The organism is Bradyrhizobium sp. SZCCHNR1098, assembly GCF_032489375.1.
GTDB lineage: Bacteria > Pseudomonadota > Alphaproteobacteria > Rhizobiales > Xanthobacteraceae > Bradyrhizobium.
In genome coordinates, this window is record NZ_JAUEXY010000012.1 from 233,016 (window position 1) to 258,307 (window position 25,292).

Consider the following 25,292-nt stretch of genomic DNA (forward strand, 5'->3'; position numbering starts at 1 on the left):
GAATAGAGGTTCGCCCTATTCGCTACTCCCCATTCGCTATTCGCAAACAAAAAACGTCCAAGGAGGAAGCGTATCATGCAGTTGAACAACGTTGCCGTTCTCATCACCGGCGGTGGCTCGGGCCTGGGCGCCGCCACGGCGCGCGCCATGGCTGCCAAGGGCGCCAAGATCGCCGTGCTCGACCAGAGCAAGGAGAATGCGGAGAAGGTTGCCGCCGAGTTGAAGGGCGTCGCCATTCATGCCGACGTCACCGACGAGGAGCAGGTCAAGGCCGGCATCGCCAAGGCGGAAGCGGCGCATGGCGTCGCCCGCGTGCTGGTCAACTGCGCCGGCATCGGCGGCTCGCAGCGCATCGTCGGCAAGGACGGCGTCTATCCGCTCGCGAAGTTCGCCCGCATCATCAACGTCAACCTGATCGGCACCTTCAACGTGCTGCGGCTGTTCGCCGAGCGCCTCGTCACCGCCGAGCCGATCGGCGAGGAGCGTGGCGTCATCATCAACACGGCCAGCGTTGCCGCGTTCGAGGGCCAGATCGGACAGATCGCGTATTCGGCCTCGAAGGGCGGTGTCGTCGGTCTGACGTTGCCGGCGGCGCGCGATCTCGCCAGCCAGAAGATCCGCGTCAACACCATCGCGCCCGGCCTGTTCCTGACGCCGCTGCTGATGGGACTGAACGAAGAGGCGCGCAAGAGCCTGGGCGCCCAGGTGCCACATCCGGCCCGGCTCGGCGACGCCTCCGAGTACGGTAACCTCGCCGTCCACATCGTCGAGAACCCGATGCTGAACGGCGAGACCATCCGCCTCGACGGTGCCATCCGCATGGCGCCGCGCTAGCGGCAAGCTCCGCTGTCGTCCCGGCCTTGCGCCGGGACCCATACTCCGCGGCGTCTGAAACAGGCAATCTGACAGACGCCGTAGGTACAACACAAGCCGGTGGCTATGGATCCCGGCGATCGCCGGGATGATACTAAGGGTGGAGCGCGCGTCATGTCCCAACCGCTGCTGATCGAGCACGACAATGGTGTCGACCGGGTGACGCTCAACCGTCCGGACAGCCTCAACGCGCTCGATCCGGCGCTGATCGACGCGCTCAATGCCTATTTCGAAAGCCTGCAGCGCAATCGTACCACGCGGGTCGTCGTGCTGAAGGGCGCCGGCAAGAACTTCTGCGCCGGGCTCGATCTGAAAGCCGCGATGCAGCGGCGCGGCAGTGTCAATGAGCCCTCTGGCGTCACCGAGTCCTTGGATTCGCAGCGGCGCATCGCCGATATCGTGATGCTGATGCGGCGCTGTCCGCAGCCGATCATTGCGCTGGTGCAGGGCGCAGCCGCCGGTGGCGGCTTCGCCCTGGCGCTCGCGGCCGACATCCGCATCGCGTCGCGCTCGGCGCGGATGAACTGCGCCTTCATCAAGCTTGGCCTAGGGGGCTGCGACATCGGCACCAGCTACTTCCTGCCGCGCCTCGTCGGCGTCTCCGTCGCCTCAGAACTGATCCTCACCGGCCGCTTCATCGGCGCCGAGCGCGCGCTGATGGTCGGGCTGGTGTCGGAGATCGTCGAGGACGACATGCTCGACAGCGCGGCCGCGCCCTTCGTCGATGCGATGATGACGGCCTCGCCGGTCGGACTTCGACTCTCGAAGGAATGCCTCAACATGAGCGTCGATGCGTCGTCGATCGAGGCCGTCATCGCCATGGAGGATCGCAACCAGGTGCTGTGCAGCCGCTCCGAAGATTTCAAGGAAGGTATTCAAGCCTTTCTTGAGAAGCGAAAGCCGGTCTATACCAACCGCTAGATATCAAGATCCGCAAAGGACGATATTTCGGGAGACGCAAAATGGACGGGACGGCAGCGAAGGTGCTGGAGAAGCCGGCATTCCGCAAGGTCAATTGGCTGGCGCGCGACATCGATGTCGTCAGGCGCGGTGACGGCGTCATCGTCATCAAGTCGCGCATTCCGCTGCAGGCCTATGAGCCGCATTTGGCGGCGCCGCTCGCCCGCTGGGCCAAGGAGGCGCCGACGCGGACCTGGCTCGCGCAACGCAGCGGCCCCGATCGACGGTGGCGCAAGCTGTCCTATGCCGAGGCGAAACGGACCGTTGACGGGCTGACGCAGGGTCTGCTCAATCTGAAACTCGACGGCCGCCCGGTCGCGATCCTCTCCGGCAATTCGATCGAGCATGCGCTCATCACCATGGCCGCGATGCAGGCCCGTTCGCCGGCTGCTCCGGTGTCGCCGGCCTATTCGTTGATGAGCCATGATCATCTGAAGCTCAAATATCTGTTCGGGCTGGTGAAGCCGGGCGTTGTCATGGTGCAGGACGGCCCGACCTTCGAGAAGGCGTTGAAGGCGCTCGATCTCGACGGCGTCACCGTCATTCATGTCGCGCGTCCGTGCGAGGGCATCCCCAGCGTCAGCTTCGCCGATCTCGCCGCGACGCCGGTCACCGGCGAGGTCGATGCCTCGATCGCGCAGATCACGCCGGATACCGTCGGCAAGCTCTTGTTCACCTCCGGCTCGACCGGCATGCCCAAGGCGGTCATCAACACCCAGCGCATGATGTGCGCCAATGCGGCGATGATGATGCAGACGCGGCCGCGCGGACCGGAGGCGCCGATCTCCACCGTGCTCGACTGGATGCCGTGGAATCACACCATGGGCGGCAACGCGCTGTTCAATCCGCTCTTGATCGAGGGCGGCACGCTCTACATCGATGACGGCCGGCCGATGCCCGGCATGTTCGACGAAACCATCCGGAACCTGCGCGAGGTCTCGCCGACCTATTACGCCAACGTCCCCGCCGGCTATGCGGCGCTCGCGGCGGCGATGGAAAAGGACGACGCGCTGTGCCGCTCCTTCTTCAAGGATCTGGGCATCATGGCCTATGGCGGCGCGCGGCTGCCTGACGATCTCTATGAGCGGATGCAGGCGCTGGCGGTGAAGACCACGGGCGAGCGCATCGTGTTCTACACCGGCTGGGGCTCGACTGAGACGGCGCCGACCTCGACCGGCACCTATTGGAACACCGAGCGGGTCGGCCTCATCGGCCTGCCGTTCCCCGGCGTCGAGCTGAAGATGGTGCCGACCGGCGACAAGTACGAGCTGCGCCTGCGCGGCATCAACGTGATGCCCGGCTATTTCGGTCAGCCCGAGCTGACGAAGAAGGCGTTCGACGAGGAAGGGTTCTACTGCATCGGCGATGCCGGCGTGTTCGTCGATCCCAATGATCCGACGCAAGGCATCATCTTCGCCGGCCGCGTGGTCGAGGATTTCAAGCTCACGACCGGCACCTTCGTCCATGTCGGCTCGCTGCGCACCGATGCGATTGCAGCCGCAACGCCGGCGATCCACGATGCGCTGGTGACGGGGCAGGACCGCGAATATGTCGGTCTCCTGGCCTGGCCCAATCTGCACGCCTGCCGCCAGTTGGTCGGTGATCCCAATGCGACGTTCGAGGATGTGGTGAAGCATCCGGCCGTCATCGACTGCGTCCGCCGTGGTCTCGAAGCCCATAATAAGGAGTGCGAGGGCGCGACCAGCCGGCGCATCGCCCGCGCCATGCTGATGGTCGAGCCGCCCTCGATCGACGGCCATGAGCTGACCGACAAGGGCTACATCAACCAGCGCGCCGGCCTCGAGCGTCGCGCCGGGCTGGTCGAGCGGCTCTATGCGGCCGAGCCCGACAGCGACGTGATCGTGCTGTGATGACGCATTTTGAAACCGTCATTCCGGGGCACTCGCGCAGCGAGTGAACCCGGAATCCAGAGATAAATCAGATCGAGATTCCGGGTTCGATGCTGCGCATCGCCCCGGAATGACGATCAGGAAGCAGGTGAGGCCATGAACTTCGATTTCTCCGACGACCAGAAGCAGCTGCGGGACCAGGCGCGGAAGTTCCTCGCCGAGAAGTGTCCGCCCAAGGCGGTGCGTGTCGTGCTCGATGGCAAGGAGCCGTATGACCACGCGCTGTGGAAAGGCTTTGCCGAGATGGGCTTCCTCGGCGTCGCCATTCCGGAAGAATATGGCGGCGCGGGCGCCGGCCATCTCGAGCTCTGCGTGATCGCCGAGGAGGTCGGCCGCGCGCTGGCGCCGGTGCCGTTCTCGTCCACGGTCTATCTCGCCGCCGAAGCGCTGATGCTGGCTGGCAGCGATGTGCAGAAGCAGACCTGGCTGCCGAAAATAGCGAGCGGCGAGGCAATCGGCACGCTGGCGCTGTTCGAGGGCACCGGCAATCCGTCGCCGAAAGCGATCAAGTGTGAGGCCGCCAACGGCGTGCTCAACGGCACCAAGAAGCCGGTCGCCGACGGCGCCATCGCCGATCTCATCATCGTTGCCGCGCGTACCGCCTCGACCGGCCGCGACAGCGACATCTCGCTATCCCTGGTCGACACCAGGGCGGGCGGTGTCGAAGCGAAGGCGCTGACCAATCTCGATCCGACCCGCGGCCAGGCCGAGCTCACCTTCAAGAACTGCAAGGCGGAGCCGCTCGGCGCCGCCGGCGAGGGTTGGAGCATCATCACCCAGGTGCTCGATCGCGCCGCGGTGCTGACGGCGTTCGAGCAGGTCGGCGGCTCCGACCGCGCGCTGGAGATGGGCCGCGACTACGCGCTCGACCGGATCGCTTTTGGCCGTCCGATCGGCTCGTTCCAGGCGGTCAAGCACATGCTGGCCGACATGTACGTCTCGGCGACCTTGGCGCGCTCCAACTCCTATTATGGCGCCTGGGCGCTCTCGACCAATGCGCCGGAATTGCCGGAGGCCGCGGCCTCGGCGCGCATCAGCGCGACGCAGGCCTATCAGCACTGCGCCAAGAACAACATCCAGGTCCATGGCGGCATGGGGTTCACCTGGGAGTTCGACTGCCACATGTACTACCGCCGCGCCAATGCGCTCGCGCTCGGTCTCGGCAGTCTGTCCTATTGGGAGGACCAGCTGATTGACCGCATGCGCAAGCGCAATGCGGCGTGAGAAGTGCACGTCATTCCGGGGCGCTCGCAACGCGAGCGAACCCGGAATCTCGAGATCACCAACCTCTGGATTCCGGATCGACCCGTGTTGCGCGGTCGTCCGGAATGACGATTTGAAAGGGATTCGCCATGAATTTCGACGACACCCCGCAAGAAGCGACTTTCCGTGCCGAGGCCCGCGCCTGGATCGCGGCCAACGCGCCCAAGCAGTATGAGGACGAGCTGCGCGCGACCTCGCTCGGCCGCGTCGCGCTGAAGGACGCCAATATCCTCGACGTCGCCAAGGCTTGGCAGAACAAGAAGGCGGAGGCCGGCTGGGCCTGCCTGCATTGGCCGAAAGACTATGGCGGCCGCGGCGCCTCGCCGATCGAGCGCGTGATCTGGCAGCAGGAGGAAGGGCCGTTCGGTAAGCTCTCCGGCATGTTCATCATCGGCCACGGCATGTGCGGCCCGACCATGATGGCCTACGCCTCCGAGCAGCATAAGCGTGAATATCTGCCGCCGCTCGCGTCGGGAGAGAAGGTCTGGTGCCAGCTGTTCTCCGAGCCGGCCGGCGGCTCCGACGTCGCCGGTTTGCGCACCCGAGCCGAGAAGCGCGGCGACGAATGGGTGATCAACGGCCAGAAGATCTGGACCTCCGGCGCGCATTACTCCGACTACGGCATCCTGCTGACGCGCACCGATCCCACGGTGCCGAAGCACAAGGGCCTGACGATGTTCTTCCTGGACATGAAGAGCCCGGGCGTCGAGATCAGGCCGATCAAGCAGGCCAGCGGTCACTCCGATTTCAATGAGGTCTATTTCACCGACGTCGTGATCCCGGACTCGCAACGGCTCGGCGCCGTCAATGACGGCTGGAACGTCGCGCTGACAACGCTGATGAACGAGCGCATGTCGATCGGCGCCGGTGTCTCCACCGGTTTCCCGGAGCTGTTCGACTTCTGCTCCAGCCTGATGCTGGACGATCGCCCCGCGATCGAGGACCGCAACGTGCGCTCGAAGCTCGCGAGCTGGGCGGTGAAGGCGAGCGGGCTGAAATACACCAGCATCCGCGCCATCTCGGCGCTGTCGAAGGGCGAGCGGCCGGGACCTGAGAACTCGATCGGCAAACTCGTCGCCGGACCAATGATCCAGGACGTCGCGGCTTACGCGCTGGACCTGCAGGGTGCCGCCGGCGTGCTGAGCGGCCCGGAGGCTGAGCTCGCCGGAAAATTCCAGGCGATGCTGCTGCGCGCGCCCGGCACCCGCGTCGAAGGCGGCACCGACGAGATCATGCGCAACATCATCGCCGAGCGCGTGCTCGGGTTGCCGGGTGACATCCGTGTCGACAAGGACGTGCCGTTCAATCAGGTGCCGACCCGGGGACGAAACTAACACGTGCAGTCGTAGGGCGGGTTAGCGCAGCGTAACCCGCCGTCAGCTCGTGCAACGCTGATCAAGTGGCGGGTTACGCCTTCGGCCAACCGGCCCTACGCATCGGGAGTGAGGGTTAGACCATGAATTTCGACGATACCCCGCAGGAAGCCGCTTTTCGCGACACCGCGCGCGCCTGGGTCGCCGCCAACGCGCCGAAGGAGCTGGAGGAGGAGCTGGCGAGCTCCTCGCTCGGGCGTATCCGGCTCAAGCATGCCGACATCGTCGAGGTCGGCAAGGCCTGGCAGAAGAAGAAGTCCGCTGCCGGTTGGGCCTGCCTGCACTGGCCGAAGGAGTATGGCGGCCGCGGTGCGACCCCGATCGAGCGCGTGATCTGGCAGCAGGAGGAGGGCGTCTACGGCAAGCTGACGCAGCCGTTCCAGATCGGCGAGGGCATGTGCGGCCCGACCGTGATGGCCTATGGCAGCGAAGAGCACAAGCGGCGCTATCTGCCCAAGCTCGCTTCCGGCGAGGAGATCTGGTGCCAGCTGTTCTCCGAGCCCGCCGGCGGCTCCGACGTCGCGGGTCTGCGCACCCGCGCCGAGAAGCGCGGCGACGACTGGCTCATCAATGGTCAGAAGATCTGGACTTCGGGCGCGCACTATTCCGACTATGGCCTGCTGATCACGCGCACCGATCCCAACGTGCCCAAGCACAAGGGCCTGACGATGTTCTTCCTGGACATGAAGAGCCCAGGCGTCGAGGTCCGCCCGATCAAGCAGGCCAACGGCATGCAGGAGTTCAACGAGGTCTATTTCACCGACGTGGTGATCCCGGACAGCCAGCGGCTCGGCGCGGTCGGCGACGGCTGGAACGCGTCGCTGACCACCTTGATGAACGAGCGCATGTCGATCGGCGCGCGGCTCGCCACCGGCTTCCCGGAGATGTTCGAGTTCTGCGCCAATCTGATGACCGAGAGCGGACTCGCCATCGACGATCGCGCCACGCGCTCGAAACTGGCGTCGTGGGCGGTCAAGGCCAGCGGGCTGAAATATACGAGCTATCGCGCGATCTCGGCGCTGTCCAAGGGCGAGCGGCCGGGACCTGAGAATTCCATCGGCAAGCTGGTCGCCGGCGTCATGCTGCAGGATATCGCAACCTACGCGATGGATCTCGAAGGCGGCGCCGGCGTGCTGACCGGCGCGGACGAGGCGGTGACGCAGGGCCAGTTTCAGCAGATGCTGCTGACCTCGCCCTCGATGCGCATCGCCGGCGGCACCGACGAGATCCTGCGCAACATCATCGCCGAGCGCGTGCTCGGCCTGCCCGGCGATATCCGTGTCGACAAGGACGTGCCGTTCAACAAGGTGCCGACCAAGGGGCGGAGCTAATCCCACGGCATCACGACGACTGTCATTCCGGGGCAAGGCCGCAGGCCTTGAAGCCGGAATCTCGATGTCGGCTTGGGTTTATTCTGAACAATGTCGAGATTCCGGGGGCGGCCGCCGCGGCGACCGCCCCGGAATGACGGGGTGTGGAGGGCGAGCACAACGCGAGCGCCTCCGGTCGAACTGTATGGAAGGTTGTCATGTCATCAGCGGCGCCAAAGTCAGAGCAAGATCCCATCACCATTCTCGAAGAGCTGATGGCCTCGCGCTTCTCCTGCCGCAGCTTCCGCGCGGAGCCCGTGCCGCGCGCCACCATCGAGCGCATCCTGGCGGCGGCGCAGAAAACCGCGTCCTGGTGCAACAGCCAGCCCTGGCAGGTCGAGATCACGTCGGGCCCGGCGACCGAGGCTTTCCGGAAGGTGATGTATGCGGCGGCCTCCAGCGGCAAGCCGCCGTCAGGCGACTTCCCGTTTCCGCGCGAATACACCGGCGTCTATCTGGACCGGCGGCGCGAGAGTGGTTTCCAGCTCTACAACGCGCTCGACATCCCGCGCGGCGACAAGGCCGGCTATGCCCGGCAGGCGCTGGAGAACTACAACTTCTTTGGCGCGCCGCATGTAGCGATCATCCACAGCGACGAGGCGCTCGGCACCTACGGCGCGATCGACTGCGGTGGCTACGTCACGAGCTTCATGCTGGCGGCGCAGGCGCTCGGCATCGCCACCGTGCCGCAGGCGGCGCTGGCATTTCATTCCGACGTGGTGCGGCAGCATTTCGGATTAGGTGACGACCGCAAGGTGGTCTGCGGCATCTCGTTCGGTTATCCCGATCTCGGTCACAAGGCGAACTCCTACCGCACCAGCCGCGCCGCGGTTGCCGAGACGGTCCGATTTCACGACGAATAACTTCGCGTCCGTAAGTCGTGCGCGCGTATTTGTTGCCGGCGGAGTTCCGTTTTGCGGGACTCCGGACGGGGCAAGACGACCCACGAGTCCCTTTTTGTAAACCGAGTTTGCTGAACAGGGAGCAGCTCGGGCGGCGGTGCCATGATTTTGCCGAGCTGTCGTCCACGTTCGGCGAGCGCGTTTCGGCAATCGCGCTCTCCTGCCCGACCTTCACATCGAAAGCCGCTCTGAAATCAACAGTTTGTCCGCGATCCGCCAATCGAGGCTCACTGCTGCAGGGACCGGAGGGGTGGCGAGGGTCGGTGCAGGAGCGCTAGTGGTTGCTGTTGCCCGATTTGGGCGCGCATTTTTCCCTGAGCTCGTGGGCTTCAAGCAATGATATTGACAAAATCCTCTCCAACATTTTGAGTTGCATTGCCCGAGCGTCAACGATGCAAAATTGTAGTAGCTCGATGATCTTCTCGATTGAAGGTTCAGTCACGGCTCAAAACCTGAAGTGTCAGCGATGGATTCCATGAATACGCCCTCCAACCTTTACGTCCTCGAGGTGGATGAGGCGACGCTCCTTGGTCACCGCCTCTTGAAGGCTTTCCATAAGCTCAGGCTGAAGCGGCACCGGGAACAGCTCATTGCGCTGGCTGAGCGGCTCGTGGAAGATGAAGAAAGATATCCGGCAGGGCCTGGCGGCTGACGTCTTCGAGTCCTTGCCACGTCAGCGTCGGCCGCGTCAGGCCGATCTGCTTGCAGAGTGACTTCCACGTCGTTTCATCGCAGTCGACGAGCACGGCCATTACCGACATCCCATCCATCATGTGAGGTACGCCGAGCGGCCGCGCCTTCCAGCCGCACTTCTCGAACCGCGGCAGCCACCAGGTTTCGAGCACGATCGAAAAGCCGGTCAACCCGATCGAGATGCCGTACTCCATGATCGCAGTCAGCAGCAGCATGTCGATCCGCGGGCCCGCATGCTCGCCGCGGCGCTCGGGGATCACGAAGATGCGCGACAGCTCGTAGACGTCCGGGCGTTGGATCGTGCCGCGCAGATTCAGATACGGGAAGATGTCGCTCATCAGCGTCGGCATCAGCGTTGGCACCGCGCGCATCGAGCCGATCAACTGGCCGTTGTCGATGCAGAACAGATAGACCGAATCCTCGGTGTCGAACTGATCGATCTCGCGCCCGTCGGGACGATCGAGCGCCGTCCACTTGCGCTGCTTGACGTAAATCTCGTGGCGCAGCCGGTAATACGGATCGAAATATTTCTCGTACAGAGCGCGATTATCTTTTCGAACGACATGAATCTCAGGCATCGAAACCCCCGGTCGTCTGAATCAAATTGGGGTTTGCAGATTGCCGATGCGCTCGAATTGATCCAGTGGGAGAAACGCCAGATCAGATCGAGATCTCGCCGTTGACAAGAGCGGTCGCAACCGTCGCCGTCTTGTTCTTGGTCGAAAGCTTGCGCTGCGCCTCCTCCAGATGCCAGCGGACGTTGCGTTCGGAGACGCCGAGGATGCGCGCCGTCTCCCACGCGGTCTTGCCGCGCGCCGCCCAGCTCAGCACCTCGGCCTCGATCCGCGACAGGCGTCGGCTTTGGTTGCTCGCGGCGGAGCGCGCCAATGCGCGCAGCCTGCTGTGCGTGAAGATGCTGATCAGGTGCAGCGCGCCCCGCGCGTCGGGGGCGAGATTCGGATTTTCGCCTGCAAGGCTGACGGCGCCCACGGCATCGTCGTAGTGGATGGGAACGCAGAAGCCTTCGTTCAACCGGAAGTCCTTCGCGCGCATCATCACCTCATGCGCGCCGGGCTCGTCCTCGCGGTTGTAGGGCACCTCCGTCCACGCGAATGGATTCAATGTCGAGATGCAGTGCCGCGGAATCGGATCGCAGCGGTGGAATTGCTCGCGCGCATACATGTCGAACCATTCCCGCGGCCAGCCGTTGGCGAGAATGGTCTGCTGCAGCGATTGGCCCGAGGTCGGCACGCCGGCCATGATGTAGGCGTGAAAGCCCAGGTCGCTGATCATCTTCTCGAACTGGGAGAGCACGCTTGCGCTGGTCTTCGACGCCTCGATCGCATCGACGTACTCCAGAGCTCGTCGTCCCCAATACGCGTCCATCACTTGCATGTGAAAGTCTCCGCCCGCGGTTCAAGCTAGCCACGGACAAAAAGCTGTCAACCGCAAATTGGAGGTTTAGGTCGATAGTTCGTTGAGCGTGTGTCAGAACACCGGCTGGATACAGACGTTTGCATGCAAAATTTATCAGTTCGGAGCGCAGCTGCGCTCAGAATCTTGGCATTCTCTTCTCTGCAAACGATTTCATGCCTTCGCGGATCTCGGCTCCACTCATGCTGTCCTGATGCCTGCGGCGAGCGGCCGCATCGTCGAGGGCTCCGCGGGCAAATTCGTTGATGGCGCGCTTCATGCCGCGCATGGCCGACGGAGCATTGCCGGCCAGAATGGCCGCCAGCCGGTCGACCTCCGCATCGAGCGCATCGGCCGCCACCAAGCCGGTGAGATAGCCGATGCGCAGCATTTCAGCCGCGTTGATCTTCTCCGCCGTCAGGAACAGACGCTTCGCATTGTCGATGCCGAGACGGGACACGTAGCGCTTGATGCCGTTGGGGTAGTAGTGCAGCCCGAGCCGCGCCGCCGGCATGAACATCTCGCTCGTATCGACCCCGATCCGGAAATCGCAGGCCAGCGCCAGATCGGTCGAACCCCCGTAGACCCCGCCGTTGAGCCGGCAGATGGTCGGCAGAGCGAGGTCCTCCAGCCGGTCGACGACCTCTTCGAATGCCGGGCTGGAAGCCTCGGCCGTATCCGCCGGCGTTGCGCCGATGGCGCCAAGGTCGAAGCCGGCGCTGAAGGCGCGTCCGGTGCCGGTCAACACCAGCACGCGCAAGGCCGGGTCGGCCTCGACCTGGTCGAACAGCGCCAGCAGCGCGCCGAGATCCTCCGGCTGCAGCCGGTTGAGATGGCGCGGACGGTTGAGCCGAATGGTGGCGCGGGCGCCGTCGATGGTCAGGAGCGGCTTGCTCGGCGCGTCATCGGCCTGGGTGGTCCGTCCGGTCGTCATGTCCTGTTCTCCATGGTTCGGCGCCGGGCCTCGGCATCGATGCTCTGCGCCAGATCGGGGTGGCGTGCCATCAGCACGCGGAAATCGACGAGGTCGAGGACCAGCAGCTTCGACAGCCTGGTCGTGCTGATGTCGGCCGAGCGCAGGTTGTTCCCGAGCAGCGCCATCTCGCCGAAGAACGCGCCCTCACCGAGCCGGACCTTCTTGCCGGGAAGGTCGACCTCGACCTCGCCGGAGGCGATGAAATACATGCAGTCGCCCGGCTCGCCCTTGCGGATCACGGTGGCGCGCGGCGGCAGGTCGATGGTGCGCAGCATCTGCGCGACGTCGGCGATCGTGGAGGGCCCGAGGCTGGCGAAGAACGGTACCCTGCTGACCGATTCCCAGGTCTTCAGAAAGTTGTCGCGCCGGGTTTCCGCGGCGAAGGCGGTGGGCAGGATGCCGGTCCACAGGCCGAACACGCCGAGGCCGGAGATCATCACCGTGGCGGCGACCACCCGCCCGAGCGGCGTGATCGGCACCACGTCGCCATAGCCCGTGGTGGTGAGGGTCGCGACGGCCCACCATAGCGCGGACGGGATGGTGCCGAAGGTGGCCGGCTGCTCGTCGTGCTCGAGCGCGTATTCGGCGACCGATCCGAGAAACAGCACCAGCAGGAACAGCACCAGCACCGACAGCAGCGGGCGTGCTTCGACCACGAGCACCCGGCGGAGTTGGCGTAGGCCCGGGACGCCGGGGATCACCTTGAGCACCCAGATGACCGCCAGCAGCCACGCGGTGCGTACCTCCATGCCCGAGGCCAGCGCGACCGGAACGGCAAGGACGGAGAGCGTGTCCAGCAGCCCCCGGCCCGACATCAGGTAGGCGGCGGCGCGATGCGCCCGCGCCGCCTGCTGAACCCGAACGGCCCATTCGACGACGAAAAAGACAAGGCATCCCCACAACAGGGCGATGATCCAGCGCCGTCCAGCCTCGTAGGCCGGGTCCATCGTCAACAGCACCGTGGCGCTCATGCCGAGCGCCACGGCCACATAGGCCGCTCTGGTCATGTTGCGTCCGGCCAACGCGGTGACGAATGCCGCCAGGGCAGGGTGCTGCGGTTTGGTCATGGGCGGCGGGCGTCAGTCGCTGGTCTCAGAGCCGCAGGAGATCGCGGCGGTGTCAAGGTGCCCCGATCGGGGAAATCCCGTCAACGATGCGGGTCGGTCGGTTGGGCAGCGTCATCCGGCAGGTCTAGCCGTTCTACTTCGAGCGGGGAATTTTTCCGTGCCGGCTCAAATACCGGTTCAAACGTCGTCTGATCGCCGTATATCAGAGGCCGGCATGGACACGCTAAATTAGGCAAAAGGAGGCCGGAACCGAGCGTCCGCCCTCCTGCGTCCCAAGAGTCTGGTTGATCCCGATGGATACCTCACACCTGGTCGAACATGCGGGCGCCGCCGGCAGCCTCTTCGCCTCGATCTTCGTGGTCGCCACGCTGTCGATGCGGACGATGATTCCGCTGCGGGTTTTCGCCATCCTCACCAACATCGTCCTGATCGCGACTGCGGTGCCGATGCACAACTATCCGGTCCTGATCCTGCACGGGGTGCTGCTGCCACTCAACAGCTACCGGCTCCACCAGATGCTGCAGCTGGTCCGCGACGTGAAGCAGTCGGTCAACAGCGACCTCTCCATGGAATGGCTGAAGCCGTTCATGACCGAGCGCAAATGCGGTCCCGGCGAGGTGCTGTTCTACAAGGACGAGAAGGCCGACAGCATGTACTACATCGTCAGCGGCCGCTTCCGCCTGGTCGAATCCGGTATCGAGCTGCCGGTCGGTGCGATCGTCGGCGAGTTCGGCATGATCTCGCCGTCCAATACGCGCACGCAGACACTGGAATGCGTCGAGGGCGGCCTGATCCTGTCGGTCTCCTACGACCAGGTCGAGCAGCTCTACGTCCAGAACCCCGCCTTCGCCTTCTACTTCCTGCGCCTCGCCAGCGCCCGGCTGTTCCAGAACATCGAAACGCTCGAGCGGCGTCTGGCGCAACAGACCACCGCGCCGGCGCCCGTCGCCAAGCCGGCGTGATCCGGGAGCCTGAAGCCCAGTGAAAAGCGTCCGGTCCTCGCTGCGATATCTCTTCGCCGACGTCATCGGCGGCGACGATGGCGAGCCGCCTTTTCTGCCTCAGGGCCTTCCTGACGCCGCCGTGCCGGCGGTGAGCGATGGCATCCATCTGCTGATGGAGTATCAGGGCGCGAGCTACGCGCAGCTCTATGTCGATCGCATCAAGCGGTTCGTGCGCAGATCGAACGTCGATGCCGGCATGCTGTCCGAGATCGCGCAACTGCTGGCCGCCCGCATGGCCTATGAGGATCCGATCCGAATCGCCCAGCTCAGATTGATCAGCCTCGACATGGGGCGGCGCCCGGGGGGGCGCGAGAGCGACGACGTCAGGAGGTTCCGCCTCGACGAGCTGATCGGTGCGCTGCCGCAAGCCGTGGCGGAATCGTTGCTGGCAGTCTTCGAGCAGATCGGCTGGCTGGGTCGGCGCCGGGTCAAGGTCCGCTTTTCGGTCCGATCGCGGTTGGCCATTCGCCGCCTCAAGCTGATGGCCGGCCTGCGGCGCTGGCGGCTGCAGTCGGTGCGCTATGGCGAGGAGCGCGCCTGGGCCGAGCGGTGGCTGCACATGATCGCGCGCGCGCTGGACAAGCAGCCTGCGGCGGCGCCCGCCGTGATCGCGACGGCGACCATGATCCAGGGGCAGGGCGACGGCTACCGGCAGGGTCTCGCCGATTGGCATGCCATCATCGATGGCCTGGCCAAGCCCACCTTCGATGGCGTCCTGCCGATCTCGGATCTTGCCTCCGCCATCGCCGAGGCGCGCGCCGTTGCGCTGGCAGAGCCGGGACAGGGGGCGCTGAAGCGGACCATCGCGCAGATCCGGGCGAGGGCGCTCTCAGTGCCGAAGGCCAACGCCGCGGAATGACGCCGCCGCAGCGACGGTTGTCGCCGGATGCGCCGCGGCGTGGGTAACCTTACCCCCGGCGGGATTGCCGCGAAGGGTAGCAGGATGCGATTTGAAGTTCCCTTTCGCGTGCAATTCGCTACCGGAGATGTCATAAGCGTCGCATACGCGTCGAATTGGCCGGGTATTCTCATCAGATTGCGCTGAACGCCTCCAGTTCCCCGTGCGTCCAAGGTTGGGTTCCAAGGGTCAGTCGTAGCGAGAGCGTCAGCTTTGTCTTTTCCCTCTTTGTCGTCGCAGGTTCCGGTTGGTGCGCTGGTCGGCTGGATGCTGCTGCTGACCTTCAAGCACATCATTGGCGACTTCGTGCTGCAGAACGCCTGGATGGCCTATGGCAAGGACCAGCGGAAGGGCTGGGCGCTGCCGCTGTTGGTGCACTGCCTGATCCATCTCGCCGTCGCCATGGTCCTGATCCTGATCGTCGCGCCGAGATTCTGGTTCGTCGCCGTGATCGACTTCGCCATTCACATCACCATCGATCGCCTGAAGGGCATCTGCTCGTCGCGGTTCGGCATGAATACCGAGCACCCCTGGTTCTGGACCCTGATCGGCGTCGATCAGGCGCTGCATCACCTCACCGGCTTCGGGCTCTCGATCTTCATGGCCGCGAACGGCTGAGCCCCGGCCACGGCGCGTCTCGGCACACCGACCGCGGCAGCCCCCGTGTCAAGCCGGGGTGGGACGACCGTTCGGTTTGGTTAACCGACCGTTAGCGATTCGCGCTGCATCGTCGCGTCATGGCAATCAAACCGATGCTTCAAAGCCGCGATGCGTTCGACAGCGATTCGTGCCCGGTCGGCGACGAGCTTCTCGGCGAGCTCTACCGTGCCGACGCCAACGGGCTGCCCGCGCTGGTCGAGAGCGTGTCCGCCGATGTGAGGGCCATGCTGGCGCTGTTCTGCTACAGGCGCACGCATCTTCACCCGCTGGCTATTGCGATTGCATCCACCTGCAGCGAGCAGGACCTGTCGCAGTTCGGCGGCCGGGTCGGATCGGCGCTGTATGCGCAATCCCGCGGCGGTCGGGCGGGTCCGGCCAGCACGACCTCGAGTCGCAAGCCGATCTCGCTGTCGACCAAGCCGCTCTCGGTGATGAAGCCGTTCGAGGATGATCTCGACGACAGCCCCGAGCCGGTCATGGCCTGACTTCCCGTCTTCCTCGCCTTTGGCTCAGGCGAGCACTTGCAGCCCGAACTTGCGTCGGGCCATCGCGCATTCGGCGTCACCGGGCATGCAGGTCCGGCACACCTCGGGGCGGATCGCGTAGATACGGCACGCGACGGAACGCGCGATTTCGCCATCGAGCGCGCAGCAGCGGTCGCCGTCGCAGCGCATGCCCGACAGCCGCTCGTTGACCAGTTCCGCCGGGATGAGGTCGAGCGCGGCATCTTCCTCGATGGTGAAGCGCGGCCAGTTCGACGAATAGGCGCAGCACGCGCCGCAGCTCTGACAGGGGCTGACGTCAAGGTCATCGGGCATCGGTTCAGACATCCTTGGGAACCTCCCACACCAGGCTGCGCCGCCATTTGGCGCGCAGCGCCTCGCGCCTTTCCGGATATTTGTCGTCGAGATAGTCCGCCTCGACGACACGGTCGGTCCTGAAGCTGCGGAAGTCGTGGCGCAGCTCGCACCAGGCGGCGAGGATGCGGACGGCGTCATGATAGCCGATTGCGATCGGCCAGATCACGCGCTCGCTGTCGCGGCCCTGCTCGTCGCGATAGCGCAACCTGATCTTGCGGCCCTCGTGGATCTGCGAGCGTGTGCGCGCCATGTCGATGTGGTCCGGCTCGCGCATCCACGGCCGCGGGGCGCGACTCGCCGGCTCCAGCACGAACGGCCGCAGCCGCTCCGGCACGGTGTCGGCGATCTTGGCCATCAGGTCCTCCGCCGCGCGCGCCAGCACCGGGTCGGCATTGACCGCGACCCATTGCGCCCCGAGCACCGCCGCCTCGATCTCGTCCGGCGTCAGCATCAAGGGCGGCAGATCGAAACCTTTCTCCAGGATGTAGCCCATGCCGGCCTCGCCGCGGATCGGCACGCGCTGGCCGATCAGGGTGGCGATGTCGCGATAGATCGTGCGCTTCGAGGTCTCGAGCTCGGCCGCGATCGCGTCCGCCGTCAAGGGGCGGCGCGTGCGTCTCAGCACCTGGATGATCTGGAATAGCCGGTCGGCGCGTCTCATGGTGTGTCCTGCATGGGCGAGCACCCCCGCCGATGCTGACAGGATGCTGGCAGCAGCCCGCCTTTATACCGGGTCAACAACGAGATTGAAGGGGTGATGTCGATGATGATGTTTTATGGCCTTGGCCTTGCCACCACGCTACTGCCGCTGCTGACACCATGGTGGCAGCAGCATGCTCGTAGCGTCCGGCGTCTGCTCAGGAAGTCGGGAGTGCTGTCATGATCACATTGTTCGGTTTGGGCGCGGGCTTCGGCCTGCCGGAGATCAGCCCCTTCGTCACCAAGACGGAGGTGCAATTGAAGATGGCGGGCCTCGCTTTTCGGAAGCAGCGGGCGATGCCGCCGGCGTCGCCGAAGGGGCAACTACCCTTCATCGACGACGGCGGTGAGCTGATCGCCGATTCGACCTTCATCCGCGCCCATGTCGAGCGCAAATATGGCTTCGACTTCGATCATGGACTCGACGTGCGCGCGCGGGCGCAGGCCTGGGGGTTCGAGCGCATGATCGAGCATCACCTGTATTTCGCGCTGGTCGGAGCGCGCTGGGTCGATCCGGTCAACTTCGCCAAGGGGCCGGCGCATTTCTTCGACGGCGTGCCGGCCGACAAGCGCGAGAAGCTGCGCGAGGACGCGCAGTTTCGCGTCGCCGAGAACTATCTGATCTCCGGGCTCGGCCGCCATGCGCCGGACGAGGACGTCGATCTCGCAGCGCGCTCGCTGCGCGCGCTGTCGGTGCAGCTCGGCGACCGGCCCTATCTGATGGGCGACCGTCCGTGCGGCACCGACGCGACGGCGTTCGCCGTCATCGCCGGCATTCTCACCCCGTTCTTCGAATCCGAGCTGCGCCGGCGCACCGAAGGCTTTGCCAACCTCGTCGCCTATGCCGACCGGATGATGGCGCAATATTACCCCGAGTTCGAGTGGGGCGGGGCAGCCGAGGCGGCGTGAGCTGATCAGTCGAGTCCGACTCACCGTCATTCCGGGGCAAGGCCGCAGGCCCTGAACCCGGAATCTCGATGTCGTCTTGCGTTCGTTGTTAACAATCTCGAGATTCCGGGTTCAATCGCCAGTGCGCCGCTGCGCACTGACGATTGAACCCGGAATGACTAACAAGCGAAAGGCGCGGCCCGCAGCGCGCAGGACCTAGGCGGAGGGCTTGCTCTCGCCCTTCAACTTCGCCAGCTCGGCCTCGAGCTCCGCGATGCGAGCATCGCGAACCGCCAGCGCTTCCGCGACGTCGGCCGCGTCGAACTTCTGCGGGATGTGCTGCGGGCAGTTGGTGTCCCACGCGCTGATCGTGAACAGGATGACGTGCTCGGGCCGCGCCTTGTAGCCCCTCGGCATCAGCGAGGCCGTCAGCGCGGCATCGTCCTCCACCACCCGCGCCGTCCCCCAGATCTTCACCCGGCGGCGATGCGCGTAGTCCATGATGAAGATGTAGGCGTGCGGGTTCTCCGACAGATTGCCCTGGGTGATATATTGCCGGTTGCCGCTGAAGTCGGCGAAGGCCAGCGTGTGGCTGTCCAGCACCTTGAGAAAGCCCTTCGGTCCGCCGCGGTGCTGGATGTAGGGCTGGCCGTCGGCCGAGGCGGTCGCGAGATAGAAGCTCGTGGCCTCGGCGAGGCGGCCGGCGAGATCGGCGTCGACCGCGTGGCGAAAGCCGCGGCTCTGCTCCACATGCGCGTAGCTCTCGCGCGACCCCTTGCGCGTCTGGATCGCCTTCACGGCGGGTGAGAACATGACATCGCCCGGTGCCTCGATGGATGTCTGGGTCATCGCAATGACTCCTTGTCGCTGCGGCAGTGACTGCCGCCATCCCGTCAATATGGTCCCAATCCCCCCGGGAAATAATCTGGCCAGTTGACATTGGATCGTTGCAGATGTTGCAATAATCCCATGGACCGCATCGACGCCATGCAGGCTTTCGTCACCGTCGCCGAGCTGAATGGCTTCGCGCCGGCGGCGCGCCGGCTCAAGCTGTCGCCATCGGCGGTCACCCGTTTGGTCGCCGCGCTCGAATCGCACCTTGGCGTCCGCCTGCTCCAACGGACGACGCGCTCGGTGACGCTGACCGATTCCGGACGACGCTATCTCGAACGCGCTGGCCGCATTCTGGCCGATCTGGCAGAGGCGGAGCGCGCCGCGGAGAGCGAGCGCCTGCAGCCGGTGGGGCGGTTGGTGGTCTCGGCGCCCGTCGGCTTCGGCCGGCTCCATGTCGGTCCTATCATGGCTGCGTATCTGAGCCGCTATGCCGAGGTCGCGGCCGAGCTGCGCCTCGAGGACCGCCAGATCAATCTGGTGGAGGACGGCGTCGACTGTGCCGTTCGTATCGGCCATCTCGGCGATTCGTCGCTCGTGGCCCGCCAGGTCGGCAGCATGCGCCGGATCGTGGTCGGCGCTCCCGCCTACTTCAAGGTCCATGGTGAGCCGCGGATGCCCGAGGCGCTGGCGAAGCACCAGACCATCCAGTTCGGCCCGTCCGACGAATGGCGCTTCGTCAAGGACGGCAGGGAGCTGCGGATTGCGGTCAGCCCGCGGCTCGTCACCAACAATGCCGACGCCGCGATCCAATATGCCGAGGCGGGCGGCGGCGTGACACGGGTGATGGCCTATCAGGCAGCGGACACGCTGCGCGGCGGCCGCCTCAAGCGGGTGCTGGCGAAATACGAGCCGCCGCCACTCCCGATCCACATCGTGTTCCCGAGCTCCCGCCTTCTCTCCGCCAAAGTGCGCGCCTTCATCGACCTGATCACCGCAACCTGCGACTGGCGCTTCGGCTGAAAGCGACTACAACGCCACACCCCGTCATTCCGGGGCAAGGCCGAAGGCCTTGAACCCGGAATCCCGATGTTGTCTTGCCTCTGTTCTTCATCATCTCGAGATTCCGGGTTCAATCGACAACGCGCAGATGCGCGTTGCCGATTGCCCCGGAATGACGAGTGGATGCGATTGCGCCGACCTTGGTGCGACACTGGTCTTGATGCGAAGGCCCGGCGGTTTCGATCACTCCTTCTTCGGCACCACCCGGAAGGTCGCGTTCGCACGCGCGATCACGGCGTCGTCGGCCAGCACCAGGCTCTGGACGAAGCAGACGGTGCGTCCGCTCTTGATGACGTCGCTCTCGACGCTGAGCCACTGTCCGGTCCCGGCGCTGCCGATGTAGTCCACCGCGAGGTTGATCGTCACCAGCGACGCCTCCCAGCCAAGCGCCTGGGCGCAGCTATAGCCCATCGCATTGTCGGCCAGCGATGCGATCAGCCCGCCATGGATCAGCCCGCGCGAATTGGTGTGCGGCGTGGCGAGCCGCAGGCCGAGGATGACGGCCTTGTCGGTTTTCTTGGCGTAGAGCGGCTCCCAGGGATCGGTGAACGGGCTCTTGCGGAAATGCGGTTCGAATCCGGCGGGGACGCTGCTCATGCGTGTCTCGATCGTTGCTGGCGATGTCCGCAGTCAACGACATCAGCGCGGATTTTGCACCGCCTACAAAGTTTCAAACGTTTTTTGCGCGGGCGTTTGACACGTTGCGCATCGGATGCACGGGATGGGCCGCGCGCGATGTCGCCGGGTGTCCGGTGCGGCCCTGCGGCAATTTCGTGGTGCGATGCTCCCGCCGTGCAATTTCGGGTGCAGGCGAGATCCTTAACGTGTTAATGAAATGGCCATGTGCCTGCAACTTTCGTCTGCCAGACTTGCGCTGGCGGGCGCGATAGGCTCCGCTTGGCGCGTGCACTGGTGGCCAACCTGCCGCCGCGCTTGCAATGATGCTTATATGCTATAACAATGAAGCAAAGGGCCCTCGAAGGCCCACTGATGGAGGAGACGATCCCGATGAGGAAGACGCTTCTGGCGTTGGCTCTGGCCGCCGGTGTGACCCCCGCGCTCGCGCAGGACAAGACATTCGAATTGAAGATCTCGCACTGGGTGCCGGCGAGCCATCCGCTGCAGAAGGCGCTGGAGGATTGGGCGGCGTCGGTGGAGAAGGCCTCGGGTGGCACCATCAAGGGCAAAGTGTTCCCGGCCCAGCAGCTCGGCAAGGCCTTCGATCATTACGACATGGCGCGCGACGGCATCGCTGATGTCACTTATGTGAATCCCGGCTATCAGCCAGGCCGTTTCCCGATCATCGGCGCCGGCGAGTTGCCGTTCCTGATTTCTGACGCCAAGGGCGGCTCGGAAGGTTTGGACGCGTGGTATCGCAAATATGCCGAGAAGGAGATGAAGGACGTCAAGTACTGCCTCGCCTTCGTCCACACGCCGTCGGCTTTCCACACCCGCACCAAGAAGGTCGTCGTGCCCGACGACGTCAAGGGCATGAAGATCCGCCCGGCCGATGCCACGATCGCCAATTTCGTCACCCTGCTCGGCGGCACCAACGTGCAGTCGTCGGCACCGGAAGTGCGCGACATCATCGAGCGCGGCGTCGCTGATGGCGTCACCTTTCCGGCGGGCTCGCTGGTGCTGTTCGGCGTCGACAAGGTCACGAAGTACCACATGGATGCGCCGTTCTACGTGACGACCTTCGTCTTCGTCATGAACAAGGACAAGTACAACCAGATGTCGGCGACGCAGAAGAAGGCGATCGACGACAATTGCAACACGGAAGCTGCCGGCAAGGTCGGCGAGCCCTGGGGCAAGTTCGAGGACGCCGGCGTCGACAAGATCAAGGCCGAGTCCGGCCAGGAGGTCTACAAGCTGTCGCCGGAGCAGACCGCTTCGTGGAAAAAGGCCTCCGAGCCGCTGTTCAAGACCTGGGCCGATGGCGTCAAGAAGACCGGCGTCGACGCCGAGGCCGCCATGACCGAGCTGAAGGCCTCGCTCGCCAAGTACAAGGCGCTGGCGCAGTAGCGATCGCGATCATCGCAGATGCCGCGCCTCCCGCCTCATTCCGATGGATGCGGCAACGGGCGCGCCCTCGATGCGCGCTCCTCACCCCAACCCTCTCCCCGCATCCGCCTTCGCTCTTCGAGCTACGGCGGACAAGAGCGGGGCGAGGGGGCCCACCGCCTGCTGAGCAACAGCTCGCGCTCAATCTTCAGGTTTACGACTAAGATCAAACGGGGACGCCATGCAGCGCGCCTTCATGGACCGGATCATCGACGGGATCGAGTGGATCGCCGCGTTCTTCGTCGGCATCGTCGCGCTCGACATCTTCCTGTCGGTGCTGCTCCGCAACACGCTGAACTATTCGATCCCCGATTCCTTCGACATCGGGCGGATGCTGCTCGGCATCCTGATCTTCTGGGGCATTGCCGCGACATCGTACCGCGGCACCCACATCACCGTGGATCTCATCTGGGGCAATGTCGGCCCGCGCTATCAGCGCTGGATCGACATCTTCGCAACGCTGGTGCTGCTGTTCGTCGTCACGGTGCAGACCTGGACCCTGTTCGACAAGGTGCGCGGCACCTATGAGGACAACGTTCTCACCTTCGATCTGCACATGCCGACCTGGCCGTTCTTCGCCATCGCCTGGATCGGCGATGTTTCGGCGGTGCTCTTGATCGCCATCCGGACCTATCGCCTGATTTTCCACCCCGAGGAGATTCATGACCCTCAAGTCAAGCCCACGGAGTAGCGCCGCATGAGCACGGATGCGGTTGCCGTCATCGGCTTCGTTGCGCTGTTTGCGCTGATGCTGCTGCGCGTGCCGGTGGGCATGGCGATGGGGCTCGTCGGCGTGTCCGGCTTCGCCTATCTCGTCAACGGCACGGCGGCGTTGAAGCTGGTCGGCCAGACCTCGATGCGCACGGTCACGGACTACACGTTCGGCGTGATCCCGATGTTCCTGCTGATGGGGACGTTCGTGTCCAACTCCGGCATGAGCCGCGAGCTGTTCCGCGCCGCCAACGGCTTCGTCGGCCATCTGCGCGGCGGGCTCGGCATCGCCACGGTCGCGGCCTGCGGCGGCTTCGCCGCGATCTGCGGCTCGTCGGTGGCGACCGCCGCGACGTTCTCGGCCGTAGCCTATCCGGAGATGCGCCGCTTCGGCTATCCGCAATCCTTCGCCACCGGCGTCATCGCCGCCGGCGGCACGCTCGGCGCGATGCTGCCGCCCTCCACCGTGCTCGCGGTCTACGGCATCATCACCGAGCAGGACATCGGCAAGCTGTTCATCGCCGGCATCATTCCCGGCCTGCTCGCCATGACCATGTACATGATCACCATCACGGTGATCGGCCGCGTCCGGCCGGATTTCCTGCCCAAGGGCGAGGCGCTGCCCTGGAGCGAGCGTATCAAGGGCCTCAAGGGCATCTGGGCGCCGATGCTGCTGTTCCTGTTCGTGATCGGCGGCCTCTATGGTCTTCCGTTCCTGCCGCGCTTCACGCCGACCGAGGCCGGCGGCGTCGGCGCCACCGGCGCGTTCCTGATTGGCGTGTTCACGGGACGGCTGAACAAGGACAAGATCCTGGCCTCGCTGCTGCAGGCGACGCGCACCGCGGCCGCGGTGTTCACCGTGCTGATCGGCGCCTTGATCTTCGGCTACTTCCTGACGGTGACGCAGACGCCGCAGAAGGTGACCGAATTCCTCACCGGTCTAGGCCTCGGGCCCTACGGGGTGCTGGCGCTGATCATGGTGATGTATCTCGTCCTCGGCTGCCTGATGGACGCGATGGCGATGATCATCCTGACCGTGCCGATCATCTTCCCCGTCATCTCCCATCTCGGCTTCGATCCGATCTGGTTCGGCGTCATCATCGTGATGACGGTCGAGCTCGGCCTGATCCATCCGCCGGTCGGCATGAACGTCTTCGTCATCAAGAGCGTGGTGAAGGACGTGTCGTTCTCGACGATCTTCAAGGGCGTGCTGCCGTTCGTCGCGACCGACCTGATCCGGCTGGTGATCCTGATCGCCTTTCCGCTGCTCGCCACCTGGCTGCCGCAACAGATGATGAACCGCTGATGACGACGCCCATCCTCGATACCCGCTACGTCTTCACCCTCACCGTCATGATCGGCGAGGTGACCTCCGCCGGCGAGACCGGCATCGGCGTGCGCCGGATCATCCCGATCCATGGCGGCGAGGTGAAGGGGCCGGGCCTCGGGGGCGAAGGCATCAGCGGCAAGATCTGCAACTTCGGCGCCGACTTCCAGATCATCCGTCCCAACGAGCTGATCGATCTCGAAGCGAAGTACGGCTTCGAGACCGATGACGGCGCGACCATCTATGTCGAGAACCGCGGCATCCGCTTCGGGCCGGTCGACCTCCTGCAGAAGCTCAAGCGCGGCGAGCCCGTGGACCCCAGGCTGATCTACTTCCGCACCCACCCGCGCTTCGAGACCGGCCACGAGAAGTATCGCTGGCTGATGGAGCACGTCTTCATAGGCTCCGCCGCCCGGCATGCCGATCGCGTCGTCATCGACGTGCACGTGGTGCTGTAGGCCGGGCGGCTTGCGTCACGCTTCGTCATAGTGAGGAGCAGAGCGACGAAGCAATCCAGAGTATCTCCTCGCAGGCAGTCTGGATTGCTTCGCGTCGCTCGCAATGACGGTGCGGCGCCAGCTGTTGCTGCAACCACCGCTGTCGTCCCTGCGAACGCAGGGATCCATACCGCGGAATCGATCGGTGAGGCATGACTGCCAGTCATCGTCCCATCGAAGCCGGTGGTTATGGGTCCCTGCGTTCGCAGGGACGACACCGGAATCTGTGGCCGCGGGCTCTCGCCTCATACACCATTGTCGTCCCGGGTAAGCCTCGGCGGCGCGCAGCGCGGTCGAGGCGCCGACCCGGAACGACAGCGCAGCTAGTGGTGGCGCCGTCCGGAAGCCATGGCGTCGAGCAAGAAAATCGGGACGCCCGGATCCCGGGCAGACGTACGACTAATCCTCGTCGTCCCAATCCGAAACCCGGCCGTAGCCGCCGTGGTCGCAATCGCGATAGCGGTGAGCCGGCACGTAACGGTAGCGCTCGTAGCCGTAGCCGTCATACGTGGCGTCGCGGTAGTGGGAGCGGTAGACCGGCGCCGCCTCATACGCTTGCGCTTCCGACGCCAGCGCGCCGCCGATGAGGGCTCCGGCCACCAGGCCGCCGATCAACGCCGCATTGCGGCCGTCATGGGCTTGAGCGGGCGCCGGCGCGGCGAACAGGGTTGCGGTCACAGCGAGCGCGGCGACGCCGCCTGCGAGAGATGTCTTCAGCGAAACCATGGTCCCCTCCATTGGGAAGTGTAGGGACGTTCTACATCGCGGGCTTTGAAGCCAGCCTGAATGCAATGTTGTTGGCCGTTCATCTCGGATGTCGCCCCCGGGGGCTTCGGCCTAAGCGGCATCCTCCCAGCATATTCTGATAAAAATAAATATCTTGCGCTTTATCGGAAATTATGGTTCTTTACCGGCATCCCGTCCCAAGCCGAGGGGCGTAGCGCGCGATCGTCACGACACGCGGGGCGGGGAGCGGTGGCCGCGATCATGT

General features: G+C 64.8%; 26 protein-coding genes. 17 read left to right on the plus strand and 9 right to left on the minus strand.

What is annotated here, in order from left to right:
• Window positions 1-75 precede the first annotated feature (75 nt).
• The 7 genes from QX135_RS24710 (at window position 76) to QX135_RS24740 (ending at window position 8,612) form a co-directional block, all read left to right on the plus strand.
• Window positions 76-834, plus strand: a complete 759-nt coding sequence (locus tag QX135_RS24710; RefSeq protein WP_315734780.1) for an SDR family NAD(P)-dependent oxidoreductase — start codon at window positions 76-78, stop codon at window positions 832-834.
• A gap of 153 nt (window positions 835-987) precedes the next feature.
• A complete protein-coding gene (locus QX135_RS24715) occupies window positions 988-1,794 on the plus strand; it encodes an enoyl-CoA hydratase/isomerase family protein (protein ID WP_316177338.1) in 807 nt (268 codons plus the stop codon).
• A 41-nt stretch (window positions 1,795-1,835) separates the two neighbouring features.
• The gene (locus QX135_RS24720; protein ID WP_316177336.1) at window positions 1,836-3,704 is read left to right on the plus strand and encodes an AMP-binding protein; all 1,869 of its coding nucleotides are present in this window, start codon (window positions 1,836-1,838) and stop codon (window positions 3,702-3,704) included.
• 135 nt (window positions 3,705-3,839) lie between these two features.
• Window positions 3,840-4,967 carry an acyl-CoA dehydrogenase family protein gene (locus QX135_RS24725; protein WP_316177334.1) on the plus strand — a complete coding sequence of 376 codons (1,128 nt, stop codon included), beginning with the start codon at window positions 3,840-3,842 and terminating at the stop codon, window positions 4,965-4,967.
• 128 nt (window positions 4,968-5,095) lie between these two features.
• Window positions 5,096-6,340, plus strand: a complete 1,245-nt coding sequence (locus QX135_RS24730) for an acyl-CoA dehydrogenase (protein ID WP_316177333.1) — start codon at window positions 5,096-5,098, stop codon at window positions 6,338-6,340.
• Window positions 6,341-6,462: 122 nt separating this feature from the next.
• Window positions 6,463-7,710, plus strand: coding sequence for an acyl-CoA dehydrogenase (locus tag QX135_RS24735; RefSeq protein WP_316177331.1), 1,248 nt, complete (start codon window positions 6,463-6,465; stop codon window positions 7,708-7,710).
• 254 nt (window positions 7,711-7,964) lie between these two features.
• On the plus strand, window positions 7,965-8,612 hold the full coding sequence (locus tag QX135_RS24740) for a nitroreductase (protein WP_316177855.1): 648 nt from the start codon (window positions 7,965-7,967) through the stop codon (window positions 8,610-8,612).
• 626 nt (window positions 8,613-9,238) lie between these two features.
• Here the strand turns inward: QX135_RS24740 and QX135_RS24745 are convergent.
• The 4 genes from QX135_RS24745 to QX135_RS24760 all read right to left on the minus strand — a co-directional run bounded on the left by QX135_RS24745 (window position 9,239) and on the right by QX135_RS24760 (window position 12,800).
• Window positions 9,239-9,922, minus strand: a complete 684-nt coding sequence (locus QX135_RS24745; RefSeq protein WP_315734768.1) for an acyl-homoserine-lactone synthase — start codon at window positions 9,920-9,922, stop codon at window positions 9,239-9,241.
• 82 nt (window positions 9,923-10,004) lie between these two features.
• On the minus strand, window positions 10,005-10,739 hold the full coding sequence (locus tag QX135_RS24750; protein WP_315734766.1) for a LuxR family transcriptional regulator: 735 nt from the start codon (window positions 10,737-10,739) through the stop codon (window positions 10,005-10,007).
• A 157-nt stretch (window positions 10,740-10,896) separates the two neighbouring features.
• Window positions 10,897-11,691 (minus strand): enoyl-CoA hydratase/isomerase family protein, encoded by a 795-nt coding sequence (locus QX135_RS24755; RefSeq protein ID WP_315783778.1) that lies wholly within the window; start codon window positions 11,689-11,691, stop codon window positions 10,897-10,899.
• Window positions 11,688-12,800 carry a cyclic nucleotide-gated ion channel gene (locus QX135_RS24760; RefSeq protein WP_316177328.1) on the minus strand — a complete coding sequence of 371 codons (1,113 nt, stop codon included), beginning with the start codon at window positions 12,798-12,800 and terminating at the stop codon, window positions 11,688-11,690. The genes QX135_RS24755 and QX135_RS24760 overlap by 4 nt, the downstream gene beginning before the upstream one ends.
• Before the next feature lie 293 nt (window positions 12,801-13,093).
• On the opposite strand from QX135_RS24760, the gene QX135_RS24765 reads away from it, so the two are divergent.
• The 4 genes from QX135_RS24765 to QX135_RS24780 all read left to right on the plus strand — a co-directional run bounded on the left by QX135_RS24765 (window position 13,094) and on the right by QX135_RS24780 (window position 15,847).
• Entirely contained in the window at window positions 13,094-13,762 is a 669-nt protein-coding gene (locus tag QX135_RS24765; protein ID WP_315713745.1) for a cyclic nucleotide-binding domain-containing protein, read from the plus strand.
• A 19-nt stretch (window positions 13,763-13,781) separates the two neighbouring features.
• Window positions 13,782-14,663, plus strand: coding sequence for a DUF6537 domain-containing protein (locus QX135_RS24770; protein WP_315772641.1), 882 nt, complete (start codon window positions 13,782-13,784; stop codon window positions 14,661-14,663).
• Window positions 14,664-14,969: 306 nt separating this feature from the next.
• Complete coding sequence (locus tag QX135_RS24775; RefSeq protein WP_315735691.1) at window positions 14,970-15,320, plus strand: DUF3307 domain-containing protein; 351 nt, start codon at window positions 14,970-14,972, stop codon at window positions 15,318-15,320.
• Window positions 15,321-15,454: 134 nt separating this feature from the next.
• Window positions 15,455-15,847 (plus strand): hypothetical protein, encoded by a 393-nt coding sequence (locus QX135_RS24780; RefSeq protein WP_316177853.1) that lies wholly within the window; start codon window positions 15,455-15,457, stop codon window positions 15,845-15,847.
• 24 nt (window positions 15,848-15,871) lie between these two features.
• Here QX135_RS24780 and QX135_RS24785 read toward each other — a convergent pair whose 3' ends face one another.
• A complete protein-coding gene (locus QX135_RS24785) occupies window positions 15,872-16,192 on the minus strand; it encodes a YkgJ family cysteine cluster protein (protein WP_315734757.1) in 321 nt (106 codons plus the stop codon).
• On the minus strand, window positions 16,185-16,883 hold the full coding sequence (locus QX135_RS24790) for a YafY family protein (RefSeq protein WP_315734755.1): 699 nt from the start codon (window positions 16,881-16,883) through the stop codon (window positions 16,185-16,187). Before QX135_RS24790 ends, QX135_RS24785 begins: the two co-directional genes overlap by 8 nt.
• A 218-nt stretch (window positions 16,884-17,101) precedes the next feature.
• Here QX135_RS24790 and QX135_RS24795 point away from each other — a divergent pair, with 218 nt between their 5' ends.
• Window positions 17,102-17,830, plus strand: coding sequence for a glutathione S-transferase family protein (locus QX135_RS24795; protein WP_315734752.1), 729 nt, complete (start codon window positions 17,102-17,104; stop codon window positions 17,828-17,830).
• Window positions 17,831-18,025: 195 nt separating this feature from the next.
• Here the strand turns inward: QX135_RS24795 and QX135_RS24800 are convergent, their stop codons facing one another.
• Window positions 18,026-18,658: a pyridoxamine 5'-phosphate oxidase family protein gene (locus QX135_RS24800; RefSeq protein WP_315772639.1), complete on the minus strand. Its 633-nt coding sequence runs from the start codon at window positions 18,656-18,658 to the stop codon at window positions 18,026-18,028.
• Window positions 18,659-18,778: 120 nt separating this feature from the next.
• On the opposite strand from QX135_RS24800, the gene QX135_RS24805 reads away from it, so the two are divergent.
• Window positions 18,779-19,663, plus strand: coding sequence for a LysR family transcriptional regulator (locus QX135_RS24805; RefSeq protein WP_315797102.1), 885 nt, complete (start codon window positions 18,779-18,781; stop codon window positions 19,661-19,663).
• A 222-nt stretch (window positions 19,664-19,885) separates the two neighbouring features.
• On the opposite strand, the gene QX135_RS24810 is transcribed toward QX135_RS24805, so the two are convergent.
• Window positions 19,886-20,299 (minus strand): PaaI family thioesterase, encoded by a 414-nt coding sequence (locus QX135_RS24810; protein WP_316177324.1) that lies wholly within the window; start codon window positions 20,297-20,299, stop codon window positions 19,886-19,888.
• A gap of 411 nt (window positions 20,300-20,710) precedes the next feature.
• Here QX135_RS24810 and QX135_RS24815 point away from each other — a divergent pair, with 411 nt between their 5' ends.
• The 4 genes from QX135_RS24815 to QX135_RS24830 all read left to right on the plus strand — a co-directional run bounded on the left by QX135_RS24815 (window position 20,711) and on the right by QX135_RS24830 (window position 24,262).
• The gene (locus tag QX135_RS24815) at window positions 20,711-21,727 is read left to right on the plus strand and encodes a TRAP transporter substrate-binding protein (protein WP_316177322.1); all 1,017 of its coding nucleotides are present in this window, start codon (window positions 20,711-20,713) and stop codon (window positions 21,725-21,727) included.
• A gap of 220 nt (window positions 21,728-21,947) precedes the next feature.
• A complete protein-coding gene (locus tag QX135_RS24820) occupies window positions 21,948-22,457 on the plus strand; it encodes a TRAP transporter small permease (protein WP_315753543.1) in 510 nt (169 codons plus the stop codon).
• A 6-nt stretch (window positions 22,458-22,463) separates the two neighbouring features.
• Complete coding sequence (locus tag QX135_RS24825; RefSeq protein WP_315734739.1) at window positions 22,464-23,783, plus strand: TRAP transporter permease; 1,320 nt, start codon at window positions 22,464-22,466, stop codon at window positions 23,781-23,783.
• The gene (locus tag QX135_RS24830) at window positions 23,783-24,262 is read left to right on the plus strand and encodes a DUF3237 domain-containing protein (protein WP_316177320.1); all 480 of its coding nucleotides are present in this window, start codon (window positions 23,783-23,785) and stop codon (window positions 24,260-24,262) included. Before QX135_RS24825 ends, QX135_RS24830 begins: the two co-directional genes overlap by 1 nt.
• Before the next feature lie 438 nt (window positions 24,263-24,700).
• Here QX135_RS24830 and QX135_RS24835 read toward each other — a convergent pair whose 3' ends face one another.
• Window positions 24,701-25,027, minus strand: a complete 327-nt coding sequence (locus tag QX135_RS24835) for a hypothetical protein (protein ID WP_315775518.1) — start codon at window positions 25,025-25,027, stop codon at window positions 24,701-24,703.
• Between the last annotated feature and the right edge of the window lie 265 nt (window positions 25,028-25,292).

Excerpts from the sequence above, each read along its gene's own strand:
- QX135_RS24710 (WP_315734780.1), top strand. The coding sequence starts at position 76 with ATGCAGTTGAACAACGTTGCCGTTCTCATCACCGGCGGTGGCTCGGGC.
- QX135_RS24715 (WP_316177338.1), top strand. The coding sequence starts at position 988 with ATGTCCCAACCGCTGCTGATCGAGCACGACAATGGTGTCGACCGGGTG.
- QX135_RS24720 (WP_316177336.1), top strand. The coding sequence starts at position 1,836 with ATGGACGGGACGGCAGCGAAGGTGCTGGAGAAGCCGGCATTCCGCAAG.
- QX135_RS24725 (WP_316177334.1), top strand. The coding sequence starts at position 3,840 with ATGAACTTCGATTTCTCCGACGACCAGAAGCAGCTGCGGGACCAGGCG.
- QX135_RS24730 (WP_316177333.1), top strand. The coding sequence starts at position 5,096 with ATGAATTTCGACGACACCCCGCAAGAAGCGACTTTCCGTGCCGAGGCC.
- QX135_RS24735 (WP_316177331.1), top strand. The coding sequence starts at position 6,463 with ATGAATTTCGACGATACCCCGCAGGAAGCCGCTTTTCGCGACACCGCG.
- QX135_RS24740 (WP_316177855.1), top strand. The coding sequence starts at position 7,965 with ATGGCCTCGCGCTTCTCCTGCCGCAGCTTCCGCGCGGAGCCCGTGCCG.
- QX135_RS24745 (WP_315734768.1), bottom strand. The coding sequence starts at position 9,922 with ATGCCTGAGATTCATGTCGTTCGAAAAGATAATCGCGCTCTGTACGAG.
- QX135_RS24750 (WP_315734766.1), bottom strand. The coding sequence starts at position 10,739 with ATGCAAGTGATGGACGCGTATTGGGGACGACGAGCTCTGGAGTACGTC.
- QX135_RS24755 (WP_315783778.1), bottom strand. The coding sequence starts at position 11,691 with ATGACGACCGGACGGACCACCCAGGCCGATGACGCGCCGAGCAAGCCG.
- QX135_RS24760 (WP_316177328.1), bottom strand. The coding sequence starts at position 12,800 with ATGACCAAACCGCAGCACCCTGCCCTGGCGGCATTCGTCACCGCGTTG.
- QX135_RS24765 (WP_315713745.1), top strand. The coding sequence starts at position 13,094 with ATGGATACCTCACACCTGGTCGAACATGCGGGCGCCGCCGGCAGCCTC.
- QX135_RS24775 (WP_315735691.1), top strand. The coding sequence starts at position 14,970 with ATGCTGCTGCTGACCTTCAAGCACATCATTGGCGACTTCGTGCTGCAG.
- QX135_RS24780 (WP_316177853.1), top strand. The coding sequence starts at position 15,455 with ATGCTTCAAAGCCGCGATGCGTTCGACAGCGATTCGTGCCCGGTCGGC.
- QX135_RS24785 (WP_315734757.1), bottom strand. The coding sequence starts at position 16,192 with ATGTCTGAACCGATGCCCGATGACCTTGACGTCAGCCCCTGTCAGAGC.
- QX135_RS24790 (WP_315734755.1), bottom strand. The coding sequence starts at position 16,883 with ATGAGACGCGCCGACCGGCTATTCCAGATCATCCAGGTGCTGAGACGC.
- QX135_RS24795 (WP_315734752.1), top strand. The coding sequence starts at position 17,102 with ATGATCACATTGTTCGGTTTGGGCGCGGGCTTCGGCCTGCCGGAGATC.
- QX135_RS24800 (WP_315772639.1), bottom strand. The coding sequence starts at position 18,658 with ATGACCCAGACATCCATCGAGGCACCGGGCGATGTCATGTTCTCACCC.
- QX135_RS24805 (WP_315797102.1), top strand. The coding sequence starts at position 18,779 with ATGGACCGCATCGACGCCATGCAGGCTTTCGTCACCGTCGCCGAGCTG.
- QX135_RS24810 (WP_316177324.1), bottom strand. The coding sequence starts at position 20,299 with ATGAGCAGCGTCCCCGCCGGATTCGAACCGCATTTCCGCAAGAGCCCG.
- QX135_RS24815 (WP_316177322.1), top strand. The coding sequence starts at position 20,711 with ATGAGGAAGACGCTTCTGGCGTTGGCTCTGGCCGCCGGTGTGACCCCC.
- QX135_RS24820 (WP_315753543.1), top strand. The coding sequence starts at position 21,948 with ATGCAGCGCGCCTTCATGGACCGGATCATCGACGGGATCGAGTGGATC.
- QX135_RS24825 (WP_315734739.1), top strand. The coding sequence starts at position 22,464 with ATGAGCACGGATGCGGTTGCCGTCATCGGCTTCGTTGCGCTGTTTGCG.
- QX135_RS24830 (WP_316177320.1), top strand. The coding sequence starts at position 23,783 with ATGACGACGCCCATCCTCGATACCCGCTACGTCTTCACCCTCACCGTC.
- QX135_RS24835 (WP_315775518.1), bottom strand. The coding sequence starts at position 25,027 with ATGGTTTCGCTGAAGACATCTCTCGCAGGCGGCGTCGCCGCGCTCGCT.